This window comes from Spirochaetota bacterium (genome assembly GCA_034190085.1).
Lineage (GTDB): Bacteria > Spirochaetota > UBA4802 > UBA4802 > JAFGDQ01 > JAXHTS01.
Map to the genome: position 1 here is coordinate 37,448 of JAXHTS010000066.1, position 18,976 is coordinate 56,423.

General features: G+C 36.3%; 17 protein-coding genes and 1 pseudogene. 11 read left to right on the forward strand and 7 right to left on the reverse strand.

Going from position 1 to position 18,976, the window contains the following annotated elements; translation table 11 throughout:
* Positions 1 to 13: 13 nt before the first annotated feature.
* Positions 14 to 685, forward strand: coding sequence for a nitroreductase (locus tag SVZ03_13000; GenBank protein MDY6935125.1), 672 nt, complete (start codon positions 14 to 16; stop codon positions 683 to 685).
* Between the two features lie 303 nt (positions 686 to 988).
* On the opposite strand, the gene SVZ03_13005 is transcribed toward SVZ03_13000, so the two are convergent.
* Positions 989 to 1,867 (reverse strand): SDR family oxidoreductase, encoded by an 879-nt coding sequence (locus SVZ03_13005; GenBank protein MDY6935126.1) that lies wholly within the window; start codon positions 1,865 to 1,867, stop codon positions 989 to 991.
* 473 nt (positions 1,868 to 2,340) lie between these two features.
* Here SVZ03_13005 and dfsP point away from each other — a divergent pair, with 473 nt between their 5' ends.
* The 6 genes and pseudogenes from dfsP to SVZ03_13035 all read left to right on the forward strand — a co-directional run bounded on the left by dfsP (position 2,341) and on the right by SVZ03_13035 (position 7,116).
* Complete coding sequence (dfsP, locus tag SVZ03_13010; GenBank protein ID MDY6935127.1) at positions 2,341 to 2,973, forward strand: DUF166 family (seleno)protein DfsP; 633 nt, start codon at positions 2,341 to 2,343, stop codon at positions 2,971 to 2,973.
* A gap of 88 nt (positions 2,974 to 3,061) precedes the next feature.
* Positions 3,062 to 3,457: pseudogene (locus SVZ03_13015) on the forward strand (radical SAM protein).
* Between the two features lie 78 nt (positions 3,458 to 3,535).
* On the forward strand, positions 3,536 to 4,033 hold the full coding sequence (locus SVZ03_13020) for an SPASM domain-containing protein (protein ID MDY6935128.1): 498 nt from the start codon (positions 3,536 to 3,538) through the stop codon (positions 4,031 to 4,033).
* A gap of 145 nt (positions 4,034 to 4,178) precedes the next feature.
* Positions 4,179 to 5,117, forward strand: coding sequence for an RluA family pseudouridine synthase (locus SVZ03_13025; GenBank protein MDY6935129.1), 939 nt, complete (start codon positions 4,179 to 4,181; stop codon positions 5,115 to 5,117).
* Between the two features lie 219 nt (positions 5,118 to 5,336).
* On the forward strand, positions 5,337 to 6,056 hold the full coding sequence (locus SVZ03_13030) for a hypothetical protein (protein ID MDY6935130.1): 720 nt from the start codon (positions 5,337 to 5,339) through the stop codon (positions 6,054 to 6,056).
* Between the two features lie 223 nt (positions 6,057 to 6,279).
* On the forward strand, positions 6,280 to 7,116 hold the full coding sequence (locus SVZ03_13035) for an amidohydrolase family protein (protein MDY6935131.1): 837 nt from the start codon (positions 6,280 to 6,282) through the stop codon (positions 7,114 to 7,116).
* 8 nt (positions 7,117 to 7,124) lie between these two features.
* On the opposite strand, the gene SVZ03_13040 is transcribed toward SVZ03_13035, so the two are convergent.
* From SVZ03_13040 to SVZ03_13050, 3 genes are all read right to left on the reverse strand, one after another.
* On the reverse strand, positions 7,125 to 8,291 hold the full coding sequence (locus tag SVZ03_13040; GenBank protein ID MDY6935132.1) for a patatin-like phospholipase family protein: 1,167 nt from the start codon (positions 8,289 to 8,291) through the stop codon (positions 7,125 to 7,127).
* Positions 8,261 to 8,692: an archease gene (locus tag SVZ03_13045; GenBank protein ID MDY6935133.1), complete on the reverse strand. Its 432-nt coding sequence runs from the start codon at positions 8,690 to 8,692 to the stop codon at positions 8,261 to 8,263. Before SVZ03_13045 ends, SVZ03_13040 begins: the two co-directional genes overlap by 31 nt.
* A 72-nt stretch (positions 8,693 to 8,764) precedes the next feature.
* A complete protein-coding gene (locus tag SVZ03_13050) occupies positions 8,765 to 10,219 on the reverse strand; it encodes an RtcB family protein (protein ID MDY6935134.1) in 1,455 nt (484 codons plus the stop codon).
* 214 nt (positions 10,220 to 10,433) lie between these two features.
* Between SVZ03_13050 and SVZ03_13055 the strand changes: the two genes are divergently transcribed.
* Positions 10,434 to 12,467 carry a sulfite exporter TauE/SafE family protein gene (locus SVZ03_13055; GenBank protein ID MDY6935135.1) on the forward strand — a complete coding sequence of 678 codons (2,034 nt, stop codon included), beginning with the start codon at positions 10,434 to 10,436 and terminating at the stop codon, positions 12,465 to 12,467.
* Positions 12,468 to 12,654: 187 nt separating this feature from the next.
* On the opposite strand, the gene tviB is transcribed toward SVZ03_13055, so the two are convergent.
* Positions 12,655 to 13,953: a Vi polysaccharide biosynthesis UDP-N-acetylglucosamine C-6 dehydrogenase TviB gene (gene tviB, locus SVZ03_13060; GenBank protein ID MDY6935136.1), complete on the reverse strand. Its 1,299-nt coding sequence runs from the start codon at positions 13,951 to 13,953 to the stop codon at positions 12,655 to 12,657.
* Positions 13,954 to 14,418: 465 nt separating this feature from the next.
* Positions 14,419 to 14,673 (reverse strand): RNA-binding protein, encoded by a 255-nt coding sequence (locus SVZ03_13065; protein ID MDY6935137.1) that lies wholly within the window; start codon positions 14,671 to 14,673, stop codon positions 14,419 to 14,421.
* 970 nt (positions 14,674 to 15,643) lie between these two features.
* Between SVZ03_13065 and SVZ03_13070 the strand changes: the two genes are divergently transcribed.
* The 3 genes from SVZ03_13070 to SVZ03_13080 all read left to right on the forward strand — a co-directional run bounded on the left by SVZ03_13070 (position 15,644) and on the right by SVZ03_13080 (position 17,455).
* Positions 15,644 to 16,201, forward strand: coding sequence for a rhomboid family intramembrane serine protease (locus tag SVZ03_13070; protein MDY6935138.1), 558 nt, complete (start codon positions 15,644 to 15,646; stop codon positions 16,199 to 16,201).
* A gap of 146 nt (positions 16,202 to 16,347) precedes the next feature.
* Positions 16,348 to 16,836: a hypothetical protein gene (locus SVZ03_13075; GenBank protein MDY6935139.1), complete on the forward strand. Its 489-nt coding sequence runs from the start codon at positions 16,348 to 16,350 to the stop codon at positions 16,834 to 16,836.
* A gap of 196 nt (positions 16,837 to 17,032) precedes the next feature.
* Positions 17,033 to 17,455: a hypothetical protein gene (locus SVZ03_13080; GenBank protein MDY6935140.1), complete on the forward strand. Its 423-nt coding sequence runs from the start codon at positions 17,033 to 17,035 to the stop codon at positions 17,453 to 17,455.
* A 133-nt stretch (positions 17,456 to 17,588) separates the two neighbouring features.
* On the opposite strand, the gene SVZ03_13085 is transcribed toward SVZ03_13080, so the two are convergent.
* Complete coding sequence (locus tag SVZ03_13085) at positions 17,589 to 18,740, reverse strand: metallophosphoesterase (protein MDY6935141.1); 1,152 nt, start codon at positions 18,738 to 18,740, stop codon at positions 17,589 to 17,591.
* Positions 18,741 to 18,976: the final 236 nt, after the last annotated feature.

An 18,976-nucleotide genomic window follows, 5' to 3' on the forward strand; every position in this document is an offset into this window, starting at 1 on the left:
GTTGGAGGTATTTATGGAGTTAAAAGAGGCAATTAAGATTAGAAAGAGCATTAGAGGTTTTAAGCCTGATCCTGTATCTAAGAAAGTTTTATCCGAGATAATGGAGATATCAGTTCGCGCGCCCTCAGCGATGAACATTCAACCATGGGAGGTGCTAATAGTGGCTGGTGAGCCATTGGAAGAGATACGCAAGAGCAACATTGAGATGCTGAGCAGTGGCAAAATGCCTATCTCTGATTTCGGCGAAATGAAACCATATGAAGGGGTTTATAAAGAACGTCAGAAGTCCCTCGGCATTGAATTGTATAGGTTATTGGGAATAGCCAGGGATGATAAACAAAAGAGAATGGAATGGACGATGAAGGGCTTCGGTGTCTTTGATGCTCCTGCATTAATAATTCTTACAGCTGATGAGTGCTTGGAGACAAGAACGGCCAGTTCTGACATCGGTGGCCTTATTCAGACCATCTGCTTGACTGCTTTAGATTATGGTCTTGGAACCTGTATAAACGGACAAGGCATAATGTTTCCAGATGTTGTAAGAAAGGCTTTAGGCATTCCTGAATCGAAAAAATTGCATATTTGCATTGCCATTGGGTATCCAGACCTGGAACATCCAGCAAATAATCTGCAAAGCGAGAGGGAACCTATCGAAAACAACGTTACCTGGTTTGGTTTCGAGTAGATGACTGATATAATTATGAATGTCCAGAAATAATATGAGGATTGAAACCTTGGGATAACGCCATGATTAAATGGTATAAGAGGAAGAGGCCTTGCTCATAACCCCTTTCATGGCGGATATTCTCCTTACATAACTTGAACGAAATATGCATAGGCAAATTATCATAGCGTTATCCATTGATTCATGCTGGAGTTGGTTCTGTTATTCACGAAAATTGAAAGCATATTCTGAAATACAACAATGGAAAAAACACACCTTCTTAGACCTCATAATACTGTCATTATTGAGTCAGGCTAATGGTCATCACCCCATTGTCAGGTCTGCCTCCTTAAAGAGGATTTCATTGATGTTATCAGCAATATCTTTGGCCATAGCAACACCACCCTCTTTCTGATAACCCTCTGACATTGTCATCTTAAACTCGCGTACTGAGGTGCCATGTATACCACCCCTGCTGCCCATAACCCTTCCGGTTAAATCCTTAGACAGATCTGATGCAAAAAATAGCGCCAACTGGGCTGTCGGTTCAACTGAAATAATATTTTCGTTCATATCCTTCATTCCAGGCAGATTTGAAACCATTCTTGTATATCCGCTGGGGCTTACACAATTGACCCGTATGCCATACTTTGCCAGCTCCATTGCGGCAATCTTTGTAAATGCATAAATTCCGGCTTTAGCTGTGCCATAATTGATCTGACCGAAATTGCCGATAAGGCCAGACACTGAGGTAGTATTTATTATAACACCTCCGCTTCCCTGCGCTTTCATTATTCTCGCTACAGCCCTGGTACAGAGGAACGTATGCTTGGCATGAACCTTCAACACCATGTCCCAATCTTCCTCTGTCATATTCACAACAGTTCGATCCCTTAAAATGCCAGCGTTATTGACCAATATATCCAACCTGCCAAACTTTGACAAGGCAGTCCACATGAGAGAATCCGCGCCGTCTAACGTAGAAACATCTGCAAAATTTGACTCTGCTACGCCACCCGCTTCCCTGATTTCCTTTACCGTCTGATTAGCCACAGCAGCATCGCTGCCCGTACCGCTTACAGTACCACCCAAGTCATTGACAACAACCTTTGCTCCCTCTTTCGCCATGACCATGGCCTCAGCTCTCCCTACACCACGACCACCACCTGTTATTATTGCTACTTTACCATCTAAAAGTCCCATTTTTCCCCCTTTGCATTATGTGATAAAAATAAGCCTATTATTTATCTACTCAATATGGGATCAGGAATTGAGAAGGGTATCATACCCGCAGCTTGTAGCAGAAAGTAGGATATCCCAATCCCTTTCAACATGAGTAGTTTTGAATTACAATAATAAAAATTTCAAAAATCATGCCATGTGTCAAGTCACAAATGTACATCTCATCATGTAATACTGTAAAAAGGTCAAAGAGAAATTAACCCAAGGAAAGTTATTGACCAAATGAGATAGCGGTCATAATTATGCTATTATGACCGTTAAAAACATTTATATAGTGTATTATTATTCATTTAAGCGTATAAGCAAGGGGAGGATAATTAAGTGGATAAATTAGTCTTGTGACTGTATTAAAATCTCAATTAACTAAATCAGCGAGAATACATACTATATAGAATCATTTAAAATTAAACTAATCGGGGAAGAAGAGTGTAAATATGTCAGGCACACAAAAAATTGCTGTTTTTCAACAAAATAATAGCGGAGAAAAAAAAATCCAAGGCATAAAAAAATATGGGAAAGGCCTTATTTCTATAGAAATTATTTCCATTGATTCCCCCTTGCCATCATTAATTGAGAATGCAAGGAGTTACCTACCCTCTTTAATACAGGCTGATCTTGTTATCGATTTTCTCAAACATCCGGATATCTCTCTTGATCTTGCCCTTTTGTGCAGGGAGAAGGATATCCCTGTAATCGCCTCAGGGAAGAGATCAGTGATTGATGGCGTCATAACCCCTCCTACCTGATGCGGCCTCTCAAGGCAGGTCTGCCTTGGAGAATATGGAGTAAAATTTGGAGCGCCAGTTTTTTCTGTTACTGTACGCAACAATAGAATATCAGATATACAAGTTATTCGAGGTGCTCCTTGCGGAGCGACCTGGTCTGCGGCAGAGAGGGTTGTTGGTGATAGAATTGAGGATGCAAAATCACGAATAGGTTTGGAACTCCAATTCTTCTGCTCGGCTGATCCCTCAGGTTGGGATCCAATCTACGGGAAAAGCCCTGTTCATTTTGCAGGCAAAATTCATTCAACAGCGCTAACAACAGCCTTGCAGACACAATCATGATTAATCGCTGAATCCTATAGATTAGGTATTGTAAATGTTGGATATTAAACCCTGCCCGGAATTAATCTAGTTCGCTACAAATGAATGCGATTTAGACTGTGTCTATTGTTGCAACAACAGCAATACCAAAAAATCGAATGAGCTCTCCACTAGCGAAGCTAGGGAGTTGATTCTTCAGGTGGCAGAATTTTCAAAATACTTTGTAATAGTTGGTGGAGAACCGCTGTTAAGAGATGATATCTTTGAATTGTTTGAATATGCTCATATGATCGGCCTACCATGCAGCATAATAACAAAGGGAACAACCATTAATAGGAAACAGGCTGTAGATATGGCAACAATGAATGTGAATGTAAATATCGCTTTAGACGCAATGACCCCTAATGCATGTGATCAGTTGAGTCAATGTAATGGCGTTTTTGATAAAACAAAGGAAGCGATTGATATTTGTCATGAGTTTGGCATCCTACAAGGTATTACCTGCACCCTTACAAAACAAAACGCAAAGGAGACCTTTGATGTCCTGGATTTTGCTGCCAGCATCGGTGCAGAGGGATGCTGGATGAGTTTGCGTCCTTTAGGTCATGGGAAACACATTTATAATGACTATGCATTGACTAAAGATGAATATGAAAAATATCTGCATGCTTTCTTTCATCAAGCAGATGAAGTAAGTAAAAAGACAGGCCTATACTTCCATGTTTACGATCCAATATATTCACGTATTCTAGTTCAACATAATGTTCAGGCTTTAAAGATATGCGGTCTGGGGAAATATCTGAATGTTGACGCTGAAGGCAATGTTATAGCCTGTCTCTTTACAGATCTTCATGTTGGGAACATCAGGGAAAAGTCCATTAAGGAGATATGGTTGGAGGTAATATCCGATCAATTTTTTCAAAAAATCCATGATCCCACAAATCTTAAGGGCGCCTGTGGGGAGTGCCGTTACAACTCAATATGTGGTGGTTGTCGAGCTCGTGCATTTCAACTAACAGGAGACTGGTTTGCCTCTGATCCTGCCTGTTATTATACTATGTCAACTGATAGTAAAACATAAATAGCATCTGATATTTAAAGATTGTGAAGACTCACCTAATGTATAAATCAAATTGAATTTGACATAGAATTAGCCTATACTATCTATAGAATTAACTGAGAAGAGCATTAAACAATATGATAGATGAGAAGGGAAGGCTCATTCTATGCCAAATGAAATAATTGAATTAACGGTTCCAGAAGAATGCTACCTTGAGAGAATAGACAGATTTCTATCACAATCCCTTGAGATAGATACATCAAGAAACCATATCCAAAGGCTTATTAGGGATAATAACATTACTGCCAATGGGAAGGAGATCAAACAAAACTATAAAGTGAAAACCAATGATATAATTCGCATTGAGCTTCCAACTCCCCAGAAGCTAAAATTGGAGCGTGAGAATACTCCTTTAGATATTATTTATGAAGACAATTCGATTGCGGTCATAAACAAGCCCTCGGGCATTGTAGTGCATCCTGGGCCAGGACATTGGAACAAGACCCTCGTTAATGCCCTTCTATATCATTTTAATGATCTCTCCTCTATCGGCGGAATCCTTCGTCCGGGGATTGTGCACAGACTCGATAAAGACACCTGTGGGCTGATGATTATAGCTAAAAATGACCAATCACATAGATTCATTGTAGAGGAATTTTCACATAGAAGGGTAATAAAAAGATACTCAGCAATTGTTGTTGAAAAACCCAAAAGCGACCATGAAATAATAGACAAGCCAATTGGGAGACACCCAAAGTATCGTCATAAGATGACCATTATGCCTGATGGCAAAGATTCAGTAACAGAATATTATTTAAAAAGGATATGGAATACAGGAAATGGCATCTATTCCTTTATGGATATATTTCCCCATACAGGAAGGACACATCAAATAAGGGTTCATCTATCATCAAACGGCACGCCAGTTGTTGGGGATCCCATATATTCAAAGAAATGGCAATCCCATAAGGTCCCATTCCTCTTGCTTGCATCAACCTACCTAGAATTCACCAATCCGGAAAATAATGAGAGGTTGAGCTTTGAGACTCCCTTGCCTGAACATATTGAGAACTTCATTAAAAAGCTTGATAAACTCTCATTATGAACATGCAATATCAATGATAAAACATATGATTCTGCCGGGCTCCATATCAATAATCGAAATTATTGTTTTTTAGATAAATATAATAATTATGCTATAATTTATTTAATTATTGCACTTCTTTTATGTATTTGAGCTATAACTATTTATTTGTAATTAAAAAAGTACTTGCTAATATGTAACCCATATATATTTTTGACAAAAATTAAAAGGAGATAAAATATGCCAACAATAAGCGATATTAAAAGGCATGGGAAGAGGAGGTTTTATCTATTATTTGGTTCCATAGCGCTGATTTTTACATTTGCCGGAAGCATCGTTGCTGTAAAACTAATGAATGTTGTTCCTCAAAAAATTGGTTTCAAGGATTTACAATTTGTAAATCTTAATAGACCCTTATGCGAGGATTGTCATGGAGATTCTCTTGCTGATGCTCATCACGGCACAAAAAATGCTATTTCTGGGAAGTGTAATGCATGTCACAATATTTCAACCAAGGCTGGAAGTGTTGGAGTATCATTGGAAAAAAATTGTATACAGTGTCACAAGAAGAGCCCTCACCATAATACAGAGGCCGCGTTAAATAAAGAATGTACATCTTGCCATGACACACCAGGTGTAAGCGATTATAGCCAAAAAGTGCCATCCTATAAACCTTCAAAAATTACTCCCACAACGGATAGCTGTAAGAACTGTCATCTTGAAGGCACTGTAGATGGACAGAAGGTTGTCAGCATTAAGAAGGCTCATCATGGAATTTCCCTTAAGGGGTGTGATATTTGTCATGACATGAAAAACAAGGCCAGTAAAGACATAAGAATTTGCGAAAGATGTCATGATGTTAAATCCCTACATGAGGTATTGCCACATGTTGAAAAGAGCGCATGTATTGGATGCCATGGGGATAAAATTGTTCCTGAAAAACCAAAACCAAAATCATAATTCTTAGTGAAGGCCAAAGCTCACCCTTATATATTCTTGTTGAGGATGAATAAGGGCATACAGATATGCAATAATATCCCGCTAAAGATTGAAGGATTTTAGCGGGTTATTTTTTAATATATACATTTGTGTTATGCTTTATTGTAAGAGATATAAAAAAAGATATAAATTTATGGATTGGACATTACTTGGAGTCTTTGTTGCTTGAATATGGAGAGTAAAAATGGTAGTAGATTTTCACACACATATATTTAAGAATGACGTTATTGAGAGTCGAGAAAAATATTTTGGGGATAAAAATTATTATTTTTTATATTCTGGGGAAAAGGCAAGGATGATCAATCACAATATGATGCTTGATTCAATGAATGACTCAGGTATAGATTTTGCGGTTGCCATGGGGTTCCCTTGGTATGAGGAGAAACACTGTGATGAACAGAATGAATACTTTAATGATGTGTACGATTTATCCAAGGGAAGGATTATTCCCTTTGGCTCTGTTCCAATACGAAATGGAATTGACATTGATCGATATGTGAAAGGGATAAAGGAGAGTGGACTCTTTGGCATAGGAGAGATTGCCTTCTACAAGGAGGGCATGAATCAGAGAAACAATAATATTCTAAGACAAATTTTTGATTCAGCACAAAGATATTTCCTTCCAGTCTGTCTTCATGTTAATGAGCCAGTTGGACACGAATATATGGGCAAATATGAGCCAAGCCTGAAAATATTATATTCCATACTACTCGATTTTCCGGATTTAACTATAATTCTCGCTCACTGGGGAGGAGGGCTCTTCCTATACGAACTGATGCCTGAGGTTCAGGAGGCATTTAAGAATGTATATTATGATACAGCGGCCTCTCCATTTCTCTATAGCGACGAAATATATGATATAGTAATAAGAATCGTGGGCTCAAAAAAAATTCTGTTCGGTAGCGATTACCCCTTAATCAAATTTAAGAGATATCTAAATTCAATTAACACATGTGTTAAGGACATAGAGGACAGAGAAAATATTATCCATAAAAATGCCAAGGATATTCTGAATATCTAATATTTCAACTATTCAAAAAGGGGCTTAATCCTATCCTTAATCCTGCCCGATTCCACCATACCACCAAACTCATCTCCCATCCGTTGGCTTTCGTCTATTGCTTTGCTCCAGAATGATATACGCTCTCTGTCGCAACCCCTAAAGCGGATAAAATCTTTTCTGTCTGGTATTCTCTTATATGGCAAGCGTTCAATGAAATCCTTAGATGGAGCGATGACAACAACATTATCCATGTTTGATGAATTTGGCTTGCGCCTTTTTATTCTCTTATCAAACCATCCAGGAACAATACGATTCATAAAATGAGGGAAAAGGGCTATCTTGTCGCTGTCTTTCAGAAATGGTATATCCAGATGGTAATCTATCATACTTCCATCCCTATACATCCCTTTAGGCATTCCAGGAACGCCCTTCACTCCTGGCATTGCCAGGGGGATTGATCCCGAGGCGAGTATTGCATGCCGCAACATATCTTCGTTAAGCGCTATCCTCTCAATTGGAAATTCATCCATTTCAAAAAAAGGAGGCAGATCTCTTGGATCATAAAACAGAGCCCTTTTGAAAAAAAATCGCAAATTCCTCCTTTTAATATAGTTTAACACAATGGCCCCCAAAAGGCCTAAACTCAAAACCTTGGTGTTATCACTTGCTACTGGCCATCTGCATATAGCAGACAACATGCTTATCCTAAAGCAGGCGTGAGATAAGATATCGCTTTTACTACCATTATTCATAAAACTATTCATAATATCTATAGCTGTTTTATATACCTCTTTAGGTGTTGGTTTTGATGAATAGCTCTGGTTCACGTATGCATCAATAAAGGAATCGTACACACCTCCAGAAACGCTTGAAGCAACGGCGGCAAAACGCCAGGCGCCTATAGATGAACCAATAAGAAATAATGGCTCTTTTCTGCTTTTAAACCATGAGAAAAACAAAAAGCGATCCAATCCTTTGAGGAGTAATCCCTTTGGACCCCCAGCCGCACCGGCTACTACTTCCACCATTTCGGGTTTAAGCCCCTTATCCCTTATAAGGGACAGGGCCCTCTTTCCCCCAAAGATTTCAATATTTTCTGACACTCTCTTTTCCTTGATTACATCGATAATTGATATTAAAAAATCCTCAATAGGCCTATGGACTAAACATCCAGAACTACAGTTGCAGTCCATATATCCCTTCTTTGCTCAATAAGTAACTTGTGCATAGTAACAGCCTTCACATCAACATTAAAGATATGCTTATCTCTTTTGATCCTCTCTCCATAAGTGATGCAGTTTAGCTTGTAACCATCAGTAGTTTCGCAAATATGTACGGAATCGGCAATTAGAAGAAGTGATGAAGAGTCTTTATAAAATAAAAACTCTTGAAGGTATTCATAGAACAAAAGTGTAATATCAGCATTTTCAAGATCAATGCACTTTACTATTTCTCTAGATATTTGTTCAACATTCTGAACTATTATAGCAATTATGGCAAATGCGCTATTTTTAAATAACTCACTCAGTTCTTTTCCATAGGCGCGGAAGGCAACATCTGCCAAAGAATAATCATCGACTATTTCAAAACACATGTTGATTTAAACTCAAATGGATATATATGATCACAATCAAATATTATCCACTATCCATTTTGTTCTTGGTATCTATCCCTTTATGTTTCCAATTGGGATTAATTTAGCTACAGGCCTACTTAATCCTGCAAGTCTCGTTGCCTCAACAACCTCATCAATATTTTTATACGCGGCGCCTGCCTCCTCAGCAAGACCAGATAACGAGGCTGTTTGAACGTATATATCCTTCACTTCAAGCATTCGCTGGAGATCCTTTCCAAAAAACCTTTTCTTCGCTTGTCTTCTTGACATAATCCTTCCACTCCCATGAGCTGTAGTAAAGAAGGTCTTCTCAGCATCAGGAATTCCCACTAAAAGATATGAACCTGACTCCATGCTTCCGCCGATTATGACTGGCTGTCCGTGGTTAAGGTATCGCTTAGGAAGTTCCTTCCGCTTTGACGCAAATGCCCTAGTAGCGCCTTTTCTGTGAACTAAGAGATCCCTTTCTTTTCCGTCTACTATATGTTTCTCGAGCTTTGCTGTATTATGACATACATCATATACCAGTCTTATTCCAAGGTCATCCGGGCTTTTCTGAAACACATCAGCAAACACCTCCCGAATCCGATGCAATATCAATTCTCTATTCAAGTAGGCAATATTAATAGCGCAGTTCATCGCTTCAAAATAGGCCCTCCCATCTTGAGAATTAAATGGTGCGCATGCAAGCTCCCTATCTGGCATGGTCAATCCGTAGAGCCTCTCAGCTACAGGAACAAATCTCAGCAGATAATCCGACGCAATCTGATGTCCAAAGGCCCTGCTTCCGCAGTGTATCATTATTAAGACCTGATCATCCAAAAAGATCCCAAACTCCCTTGCAACTTCCTCATCAAAGAGGTTTTCCCTTTTAGCTATTTGTATCTCCAAAAAGTGATTCCCTGAGCCTAATGTGCCGATCTGGCTTCTACCCCTCTCGCGAGCCTTATTTGAAACTGACGCCGGATTCGCTCCCCTTATGCATCCCCTGTCCTCAATATACTCAATATCCTCCCTCTGTCCATATCCATTCTCCACAGCCCAATTCGCACCCTTTATCATCGCCTGGTCAAATTTACTGTTGGATAGATTTAACACACCCTTTGCTCCTACACCTGAGGGTATTTGCGAAAAAAGCCTGTCCACAAGCCTTTTTATTTTTGGTCGAATTTCTTCTAACGTTAGCGAAGTCGCAACCAGACGAATGCCGCAATTAATATCAAATCCGATTCCTCCGGGAGAAATAACACCATCCACAGGGTCTATCGCTGCCACACCTCCTATTGGAAACCCATATCCTGAGTGTCCATCAGGAAGACAGATTGCATATTTGACAATCCCCGGCAGCATTGCCACATTCGTTACCTGATCTACTACCGCATCATCCATATTCTCTAAAAGCCTCTCTGTTGCATAAATTCTAGCTGGCACGCGCATCCCCGATTTATAATCTTTAGAAATCTCATATATACAACTGTCAATCTTATTAATTTTTTCTAACTTCATCTTAAGAATCTGCGCCATAACAGGTCAATTAGGGATTAAATATCAATTTCACAATTGTTATTATATTACATGGGAACATACTCAGACCTAATGATTATATTTCTGAATATAACAACATAAAAAAGTTTAAAAAAGTATAATTTCGTATTATAATAAACAGAAACTATTATAATTCAATCAAAAAATAAAAAACATATCCTAGCTGGTTAATTATATGTTCCAGATTTTTTTTATTCTCTCCATTTGGTTATGCTATATGTTTTACACCGGCCAGTGGCATTTATTTATAAATCACTGGCAGATGTCATTAGTAATGTTGGGAGGATCATTTACTGCTGGAGCCAGCCCCGAAAGTGGAGGCGCTTTTGCGTTTCCGGTTATGTCTCTTTTATATCATATCCCCCCTGATCTTATTAGAAATTTTAGTCTAATTATACAAAGCGTAGGAATGACCCTAGCATCCTTTTATATATACAAAAAGAGGATCAGCATAGATAGATACTATTTATTATTGTCAACCATTGGAGGCGCCATCGGGATTACACTTGGCACCCTTCTCTTTAGAGATTTTAGCTCCCCTGACTATATAAAAATGCTCTTCTTCTCCTTCTGGCTTAGCTTTGCTTTTGTTCTTTTTTATATAAATCATATTAAAAAACGTCATGTAAACAACAGCCTTCCTGATCTAAATAGATATAAAAAATCAGTTTTAATTTTTATGGCTCTCATTGGCGGAATATTAACTTCAATATTGGGCAGCGGTATTGACATTTTTACATTTTCTTATGTAACAATGAGATACAACCTTTCAGAGAAGGTTGCTACTCCAACAAGCATAATAATTATGACGGTTACCTCCATCTATGGCTTTATATTAAGAATATTATTATATAATGATATTGGTGTTACAGAATTGAATTTGCTAAAAGTATGCATCCCTGTGGTCATATTCGGCGCCCCTTTAGGTGTCTATACTCTAACAAAAATAAAAAGAATGCAGATAGCAAATCTGTTGTATGTAGTTCTATTAGCTCAGTTTGTTGCTGCATGGGCAGTAATAAGACCAGAAGGAAAGTTGTTAATATTTTCTATTGTTGTATTTCTTTGTGGAATTATTATTTTTTCTTTTATTGGAAATGTAATATTATTTGGGGTGGTTTTAAAAAAAATATTTGTGCCTGAAAAATTTTCAGGCAGAACCTTTGCCTGGGATAAGAATAATACAGTTGGATTTGATATTGGATTAGGATTCTGGAATAACATTTTTAATCAGAAAAAAATCTTTATTATACTCTTTGGTATCTGGATTGTGGCTTTATTATTATTTACTAATGGGAATACTTTTATACTCTTGAAATCGCCTATTCCAATTATTTTGATAGTAATATCAATTATTGCTTCATTAATTGCGAATTCAACAGCTGCTGGTGGGGGTATTATTTTTCTACCCATATTCTCATTTATTTTTGTAAGGTGGTTGCATAGAATTGATATTACAGATTCATATTTTGCTGAACAGACTTACACTCTATTCGGTATTGTAATTGCAATTCATGTTACTCAGGCCTTTGGTATGCTTTCAGGTAGCCTCTCGTGGTGGAGAAGTGGGGTAAAAATACTAATTAAGGAAAATCTATTTAATATATTTGGAGCCATCCTTGGTATTATTATTGGAAAATATTTTATTATCAGTGAAGAACTAGTATATAGGGCTTTCGGTATAATCAATCTTCTAATGTCATGCATTATTATTTATAAACTCTTTATTGTAAAGAATATTCCAATAAATACACACTGGCCTGGCAAATTAAGCTGGATTTTCTTTTTTGTGGGTATAGTTGGAGGTCTATTGTCAGCATGGACAAGCATCGGAATTGGCGGTCTAACATCATTTATACTGATATTAATTCTAAAACCGGAGATCGGCATTGCTAATGGAAGTTTTATAATGGCAGTTACCTCAATAGTAACTGTTGTGGTTCACATAATATTGAATCAACCAATCCCTGTTGAGATTATACTCTTCACAATACCAGCAGTACTCTTCGGAGGATATGCCGCTCCTTTTTTCGGGATGTGGGTGGGTAGACATTTTTATAGATTACTAATTAAATTTGAATCAATAATTACATATGATATTCAGTACAATGTAAAGAAGGAGGTACTTGAGTATACATCGGGTCAGTTAATCATGACAATCACCTTTATTCTCGTCTGCCTTTTGAATGGAATCTATTATATATTTTAACGCTTGAATTTGGTTGATACTATTTAATTGATGCATCACAAATTATAACAATATCTGGACTTCATTTTTCAGTTATCTAAAAGAATAGCAGAAAATCCCTGAGAGGGTTGCTCACACACCTCCTCTTAATTTTTTGATAACCTACCACCTTCAGATATATATGAAATCACAGCAGATATGTTACTATTTATAAAGTATTATATAATCCATCTTTATCATCATAATTTGATAATACATTCTTTATGTCATAGACTACACAGTTATTATTTTTGAGGCTGCTGATATCCATTTTTTTGAATTCATCATGAGCAACAGCTAAAACTATCGCATCATAGTGCTTATCCTCAAGTGATGAGCTGCAATCCAATAAATCCAAATGATACTCTTCCCTAACCGCCATCTTATCCGCCCATGGATCGAATACATCGACATTACAACAATATTCCTTTAACTCATCAATTACATCTATTACCTTTGAGTTTCTAATATCCGGACAGTTTTCTTTAAAGGTGATACCCATTACAAGCACATAAGCCCCCTCAATTTTCTGTCCTTTTTGTATCATCAATTTTATTACCTGATTGGCAACATATATACCCATATTATCATTTATTCTTCTACCAGCTAATATGATCTCTGGGTTATAACCCAACTCTTCCGCTTTGTGCGTAAGATAGTATGGATCAACTCCTATGCAGTGCCCTCCAACGAGTCCTGGCTTAAAGGGTAGAAAATTCCATTTAGTCATGGCCGCTTCAAGCACATCCTTGGTATTAATACCTAATTTATTAAAAATTATTGCCAGTTCATTAACAAAGGCAATGTTAATATCCCTTTGTGCATTCTCAATGACCTTAGCTGCCTCCGCTACTCTAATGGATGAGGCTCTATAGGTTCCAGCTTCAATAATACCCCTGTACAAAATATCTACCTTTTCAGCCACCTCTGATGTAGAGCCCGATGTCACCTTTACTATCTTGGTTACTGTATGATTTCTGTCTCCTGGATTCAATCTCTCTGGACTATAACCGCAAAAAAAGTCACTATTGAAGATCAATCCAGATTCCTTTTCTATTACAGGAACACATTCCTCTTCAGTGCACCCTGGATAAACAGTAGACTCATAAATCACGAGGTCACCCTTTTTAATAACCTTACCAACTATCCTACTTGCCTCCAATAGGGGCTGTAAATTTGGCCTTTTGTGTTTATCTATAGGTGTGGGAACTGTTACAATATAGTAATTACAATCCTCTATGTCCCTTAGATTTGTTGTAAAAGCAAGGCCTTTAGCACTACCTAACTCCTCTTCATTAACCTCAAGGGTTCTATCAAAGCCCTTTCTTAGCTCTTCAATCCTTCCATGATCGATATCAAAACCTGTTGTCTTATGCTTTTTACTAAATTCAACTGCCAAAGGAAGGCCGACATATCCAAGCCCGATTATTGCTATTATAGGCGAATCAATTATTTGTTGAGAAATCACTCTTAACCCTTAATTTAGCGTTACTTCATTCAATTCACTTATTGAATTCAAGATACACTTATACGGTTAGATTACTCCAATCTTATAATCTGCCTGCTACCACTTCTTATCGTTATATAAATAATATCGGTATTGAGTAATCTTGAAAAAATCTACTTACTCAGGTATTTTAATACTTTTATAACAGATTGTTACAGAAGCATTCCCTTCCCTATGTTAAAAGGAATCATTCGTCCTGCTGAGCTTAAACCTATATTTACCATCCAGCATTAATAATTGATGGTTCAAAATTTGAAGAATTTAATACATTGAATAACCATCTCATCATAATTTAAATTCTATTTCACTAATGAAACAGAATCATCAATTAACAATAGTTAACTCAATATATTCTATTGTATCTACACTTAGGTATAAGCACTAACGATTAAGGGATTCAACTATACAAAGGATGGGATAAAAAACCTAAGAGTTTCGTGGCCTTGCTACGTTTACTCTGATATTTCTACCCTGTACTTCGGTATCGTTCAGTTGCTGAATTGCATTTTCGGCATCAGCATTTTCAGACATTTCTACAAATCCAAATCCTTTTGATCTGCCTGTTTCCCTATCTGTGATAATCTTAACAGATGAAACTTCTCCATGCTGCTCAAACAACTCTTGCAGAGACTCCTCTGTCATTGAGTATGCCAGATTACCAACATAAATATTAACTGACATAAAAACACCTCATTAAACTACATCTTTCCTTCCCAAAAATTTCCACCTTTTATACTAATGCAAAAGGCATGTATCAGGGATACGCTTATCTTCTAACTTTCTATCATTAAGAAAGCAAGTATTCTAAGAATTATGTAAAAACACTTCATCTAATATTTATTAATATAAATAAAGATACTGTAATTATAAAAAACACACAATCAACAACACATGGTACTCATAAATTAGCAATTCTTAACGCCTTGCCATTTCTATAAGTAATATGTGATAATAGCATAAACCATCTTTATCTATTTTACTACATTTCAATTTTTAATTCCAAAAAAAAGGATCCCTGGATTATTGTAAATTCTGATGCAGTATAATAAAGTCAGCGGATTAACGTTAATTATTGTATTATCTCCTCGCTATTCTTGATCTATATCTAGAAAATTATGAATCAAATAATAATTATGTAAATATTTAGTGTATATACATTTTTTCATTATAGCCTAAAAAAGTCAAGAATTGTTTTAATAAATAATGATAAACCTATTCAGGAGCAAAGAGTTATTCTTATGAACACATATCACTGTATTGAACAAAAAACAATCCAAGAGTGTGTGTTTAGAGCGATATAATTTAGAATAATTATTTGAATATATTATTTAAATGAATAAAGCTACATCATGATATAAGAATTGACTTATTTTGATAAATGAATATCATTAAACTATAAACTCTTAAATGGATAAAGTAAAAATATAATAATTATGACATATAGGTTTCTTATCTATAGATTTATTTTCTGTCAGTTTATGTGAAGAAACATTATGAATATTATAAAAATTTGTTTTAAATGATTCAGATTGGAGAGAACTTGAATAGCAAATAACGAATCTCTGAGTCCTTTGCAGTGAGTAATAGGATAGAATAATTTACTTTAGTGTGGGAGCCTATTATCTTGCGTAATAAATCTGGTTTATAGAAGTTGAATACATCTAATACTACAAATAGAACATCCCCTTTTGTCATAATGATTTATGTCTTAGCTCTGTTATGGTTAATAACCCTAGCGAGTCTCTTTTTACCAATTAATAATTATGGCATTATACCAAGAAATATATCCGGGCTAAAGGGTGTCATCTTTTCACCATTCATTCACTCTTATCCATTTCATCTTATTGCAAACAGCTTAAGCCTATATATTCTGGGTATTATTCTAATAAGCCTTGAAAGAAACCGCACTATTTTAATTATAGTGCATATCATTATCTGGGGAGGGCTTGGCACATGGCTAATTGGTCGAGGCGGGACTGTGCATGTTGGCTCAAGTGGTGTGATATATGGCATAATGGGATATCTCTTTTCAGTTGGAATATTTAACAGAAATTTTAAAACTATTATAATATCATTGATTACCTTTTTTTTGTATGGTGGCGCAATCTGGGGCATTTTCCCTAGCCGTTCTTTTATTTCATGGGAAGCACATTTATGTGGATTAATATCCGGTGTAATGATTGCTAAAATGTATTCCAAGTCTCATTGAATTCACACTTAAAAATCGAATAATTATAATTTTGATTTACAATGTACTTATAACTGATTATGTGCTAGACAAATTTAACTAAGCAATCATATTTAAGTACTGAAGACACTATTCTAAAATATTAACATCCTGGAGGGAACAAATAGATGAAGGGAATATTGACAAAAAAAAACACACTCGTACTGCTAGCTTGCGCTCTAATTATATTTGTATTACAATGCAAAACTACTACAATCCAAAATAAAAATATTGGGGATACCGAAAAGACCGAAAAGGTGAGAAAAAAAATTATTGATGACGATGCTTTAGGTTGTATCGATGGTGACTGCATCAATGGTCAGGGCACCTTTCGTTACCCCGATGGTAGCACCTATATAGGTCAATTTGTAAATGGCCTAATGGAAGGACAAGGCACCTTTACCTGGGGAGAAAAATCAGTATGGGCTGGCTCAAAGTTTATAGGTGAATTCAAGAAAGGCAGAATCAATGGTTATGGGACATGGACATGGCCAAGGGGGGGAAAGTATATAGGAGAATGTAAGGATAATATGATTCATGGCAAGGGGACTATGTATTACCCTGATGGAAGGGTAAAGACGGGCAGATGGAAAAATGATAGATATGTAGGCGAATGAAATTGTAGATTATACAATCACAATATCTCATTAGTGTTATTTTGTTTTCAGGAGGCGAAAAATACTCAAATAATTATAAATACATTGGTAAATATATCAATGAATTAGGATTTTTCCATTCTTTAAGTATTAGTTTACCAATATTGTACTTATAGGATTATCTTGACAAATATAAATAATATGATATAGTCATATTATGAATTTAATAGTATTAGAGAAATTTAGAAATATCTGTTATCAGATAACGCGAAATATACCCTCTTCCTATGAATGGGAGATGGATGAAAGATTTAATACGCCAATAATTATTTTTGATAAAAAGGATAAGGATGTAATATTGACTACAGTATCTTTAGAGTTTGATAAATATTGGGAATCCGATTCGATAGTTAAACCCTCAAAAATTATTAAAAAATTGATCAATTCAATTAATGGAATACAACCAGGACAAAAGGTATTCGCTTCCACAGAGGCTGATAAACTAATACTCTTCGCTGCATGGTGGCCGTGGAATAATGATGTCAACATCTCATTGCGTATAGGTATGTTTACGCTTAAGGAAAAGATTATGAGTAACAGTGAGATCAGAGAACACCTGAAGGAATGGTTTGACCTTTAAATAGTAAATAATCCTTCCCCCCTCAGAGTTATCATATTCAATGTTCAGGACCGGCCTTTCTTCGTTATTTCCATAGATGAGGATAGCTAAAACTAAATGTTCACAACACCCCACTTCCACATTTGGCAATACTTCAATCAAAATCTATCTTAATATTTACAATTTCAGAGATTGTAGATATTCTGTAAGGGGCACCTGCTGTTCCTACTCCTGAGGTTATATAATAGTGTACACCGCCCTTCTGTATATACCCCCAGCTAACCTCAAAGATCATCTTCACTATTTGAGTCAGAGGAAACATTTGCCCATTATGCGTATGTCCTGATAATTGCAGATCGATTTGATTATCATATGCTTCTTGTAAATCGAATGGCTGATGATCCATTAGGATGATGGGAAGACTTTTATCAATATTAGCTGTTAAATATTTTAGGGATTTTCTTTTTCTAAGTAAAAATCTTTCACTGCTTAAATCCTCCCTACCTATCAGGAAAAAGCTATTGTCAATTTTGATTACCCTATCCCTTAAAAATCGAATCCTAAATTTACTTAGATGATTAATGGTTTCATCCACATCCCCAAAAAATTCATGATTTCCTAAAACAGCAAAAATACCATATTTTGATTCTATCTTTAAAAGAATTTGTCCCATACCCCTTTGCTTGAAAGGTTCAATAACATTATCAACAATATCCCCAACAAATAACACAATATCAGGATGCAGGGAGTTTATTTTATTCACAATGTTTTCAAGCTTGGCCTTAGTAAAAATCGAATTGATATGTATATCAGAGACCATCAGAACATTCAGTGATCTCAATTGTCCCGCTTTTTTATGTACATTTATATGTAATCCTGTGACCTTTATATTCGCAGCATTTCTATAGCCTATTACTAATACTATAATAATTATCGAAGTAACTGTTATAAGAAGTATCTGCTTTATCCTTTGATAAGATTCTTTGGGTACTTTTGGATAAAAACGAAATAGTTTAAGAAGCAAACGAAGAAGATCAATCAATATGATCGAAATGAAGAGATAGAGTACTGCGCCATGCCATAGGTGACCGATCCATGAAAAAAGGCTAATCAATGGAGAGTAAGTGAACCTTTGTAATAGGAACCCCAATAGTGAGGAGATATAGAATATGAAAAATATACTAGAATAGATCCATCCAATATATAACCGCTTGGGGATGGCCTGCCAGCCTCTGATGAATATGTAATAATGCAATGCAGTATGAATTATGAAAAAGGCAACAAAAAACACTATGGTAATATTCATTTTAGGTCACGAACCAAATCTGAGGGTATAGTAAATTCAGGCATCCCCTTATTTAGTAATGATGAGAATTCCCCAAAAACCTATTTTAGCGTTTCTGGTTTAGGAGAAACTCTCGGATTTCTCTACTCATATATCTCGTATACCTTATTGTAAAGCACAAATCTTACATTTCTTCCGAGAGCCAAGAATTGAGCAGATTCAGGATTTTCCCTGAGAAACTGAAAGTACCTCTTGCT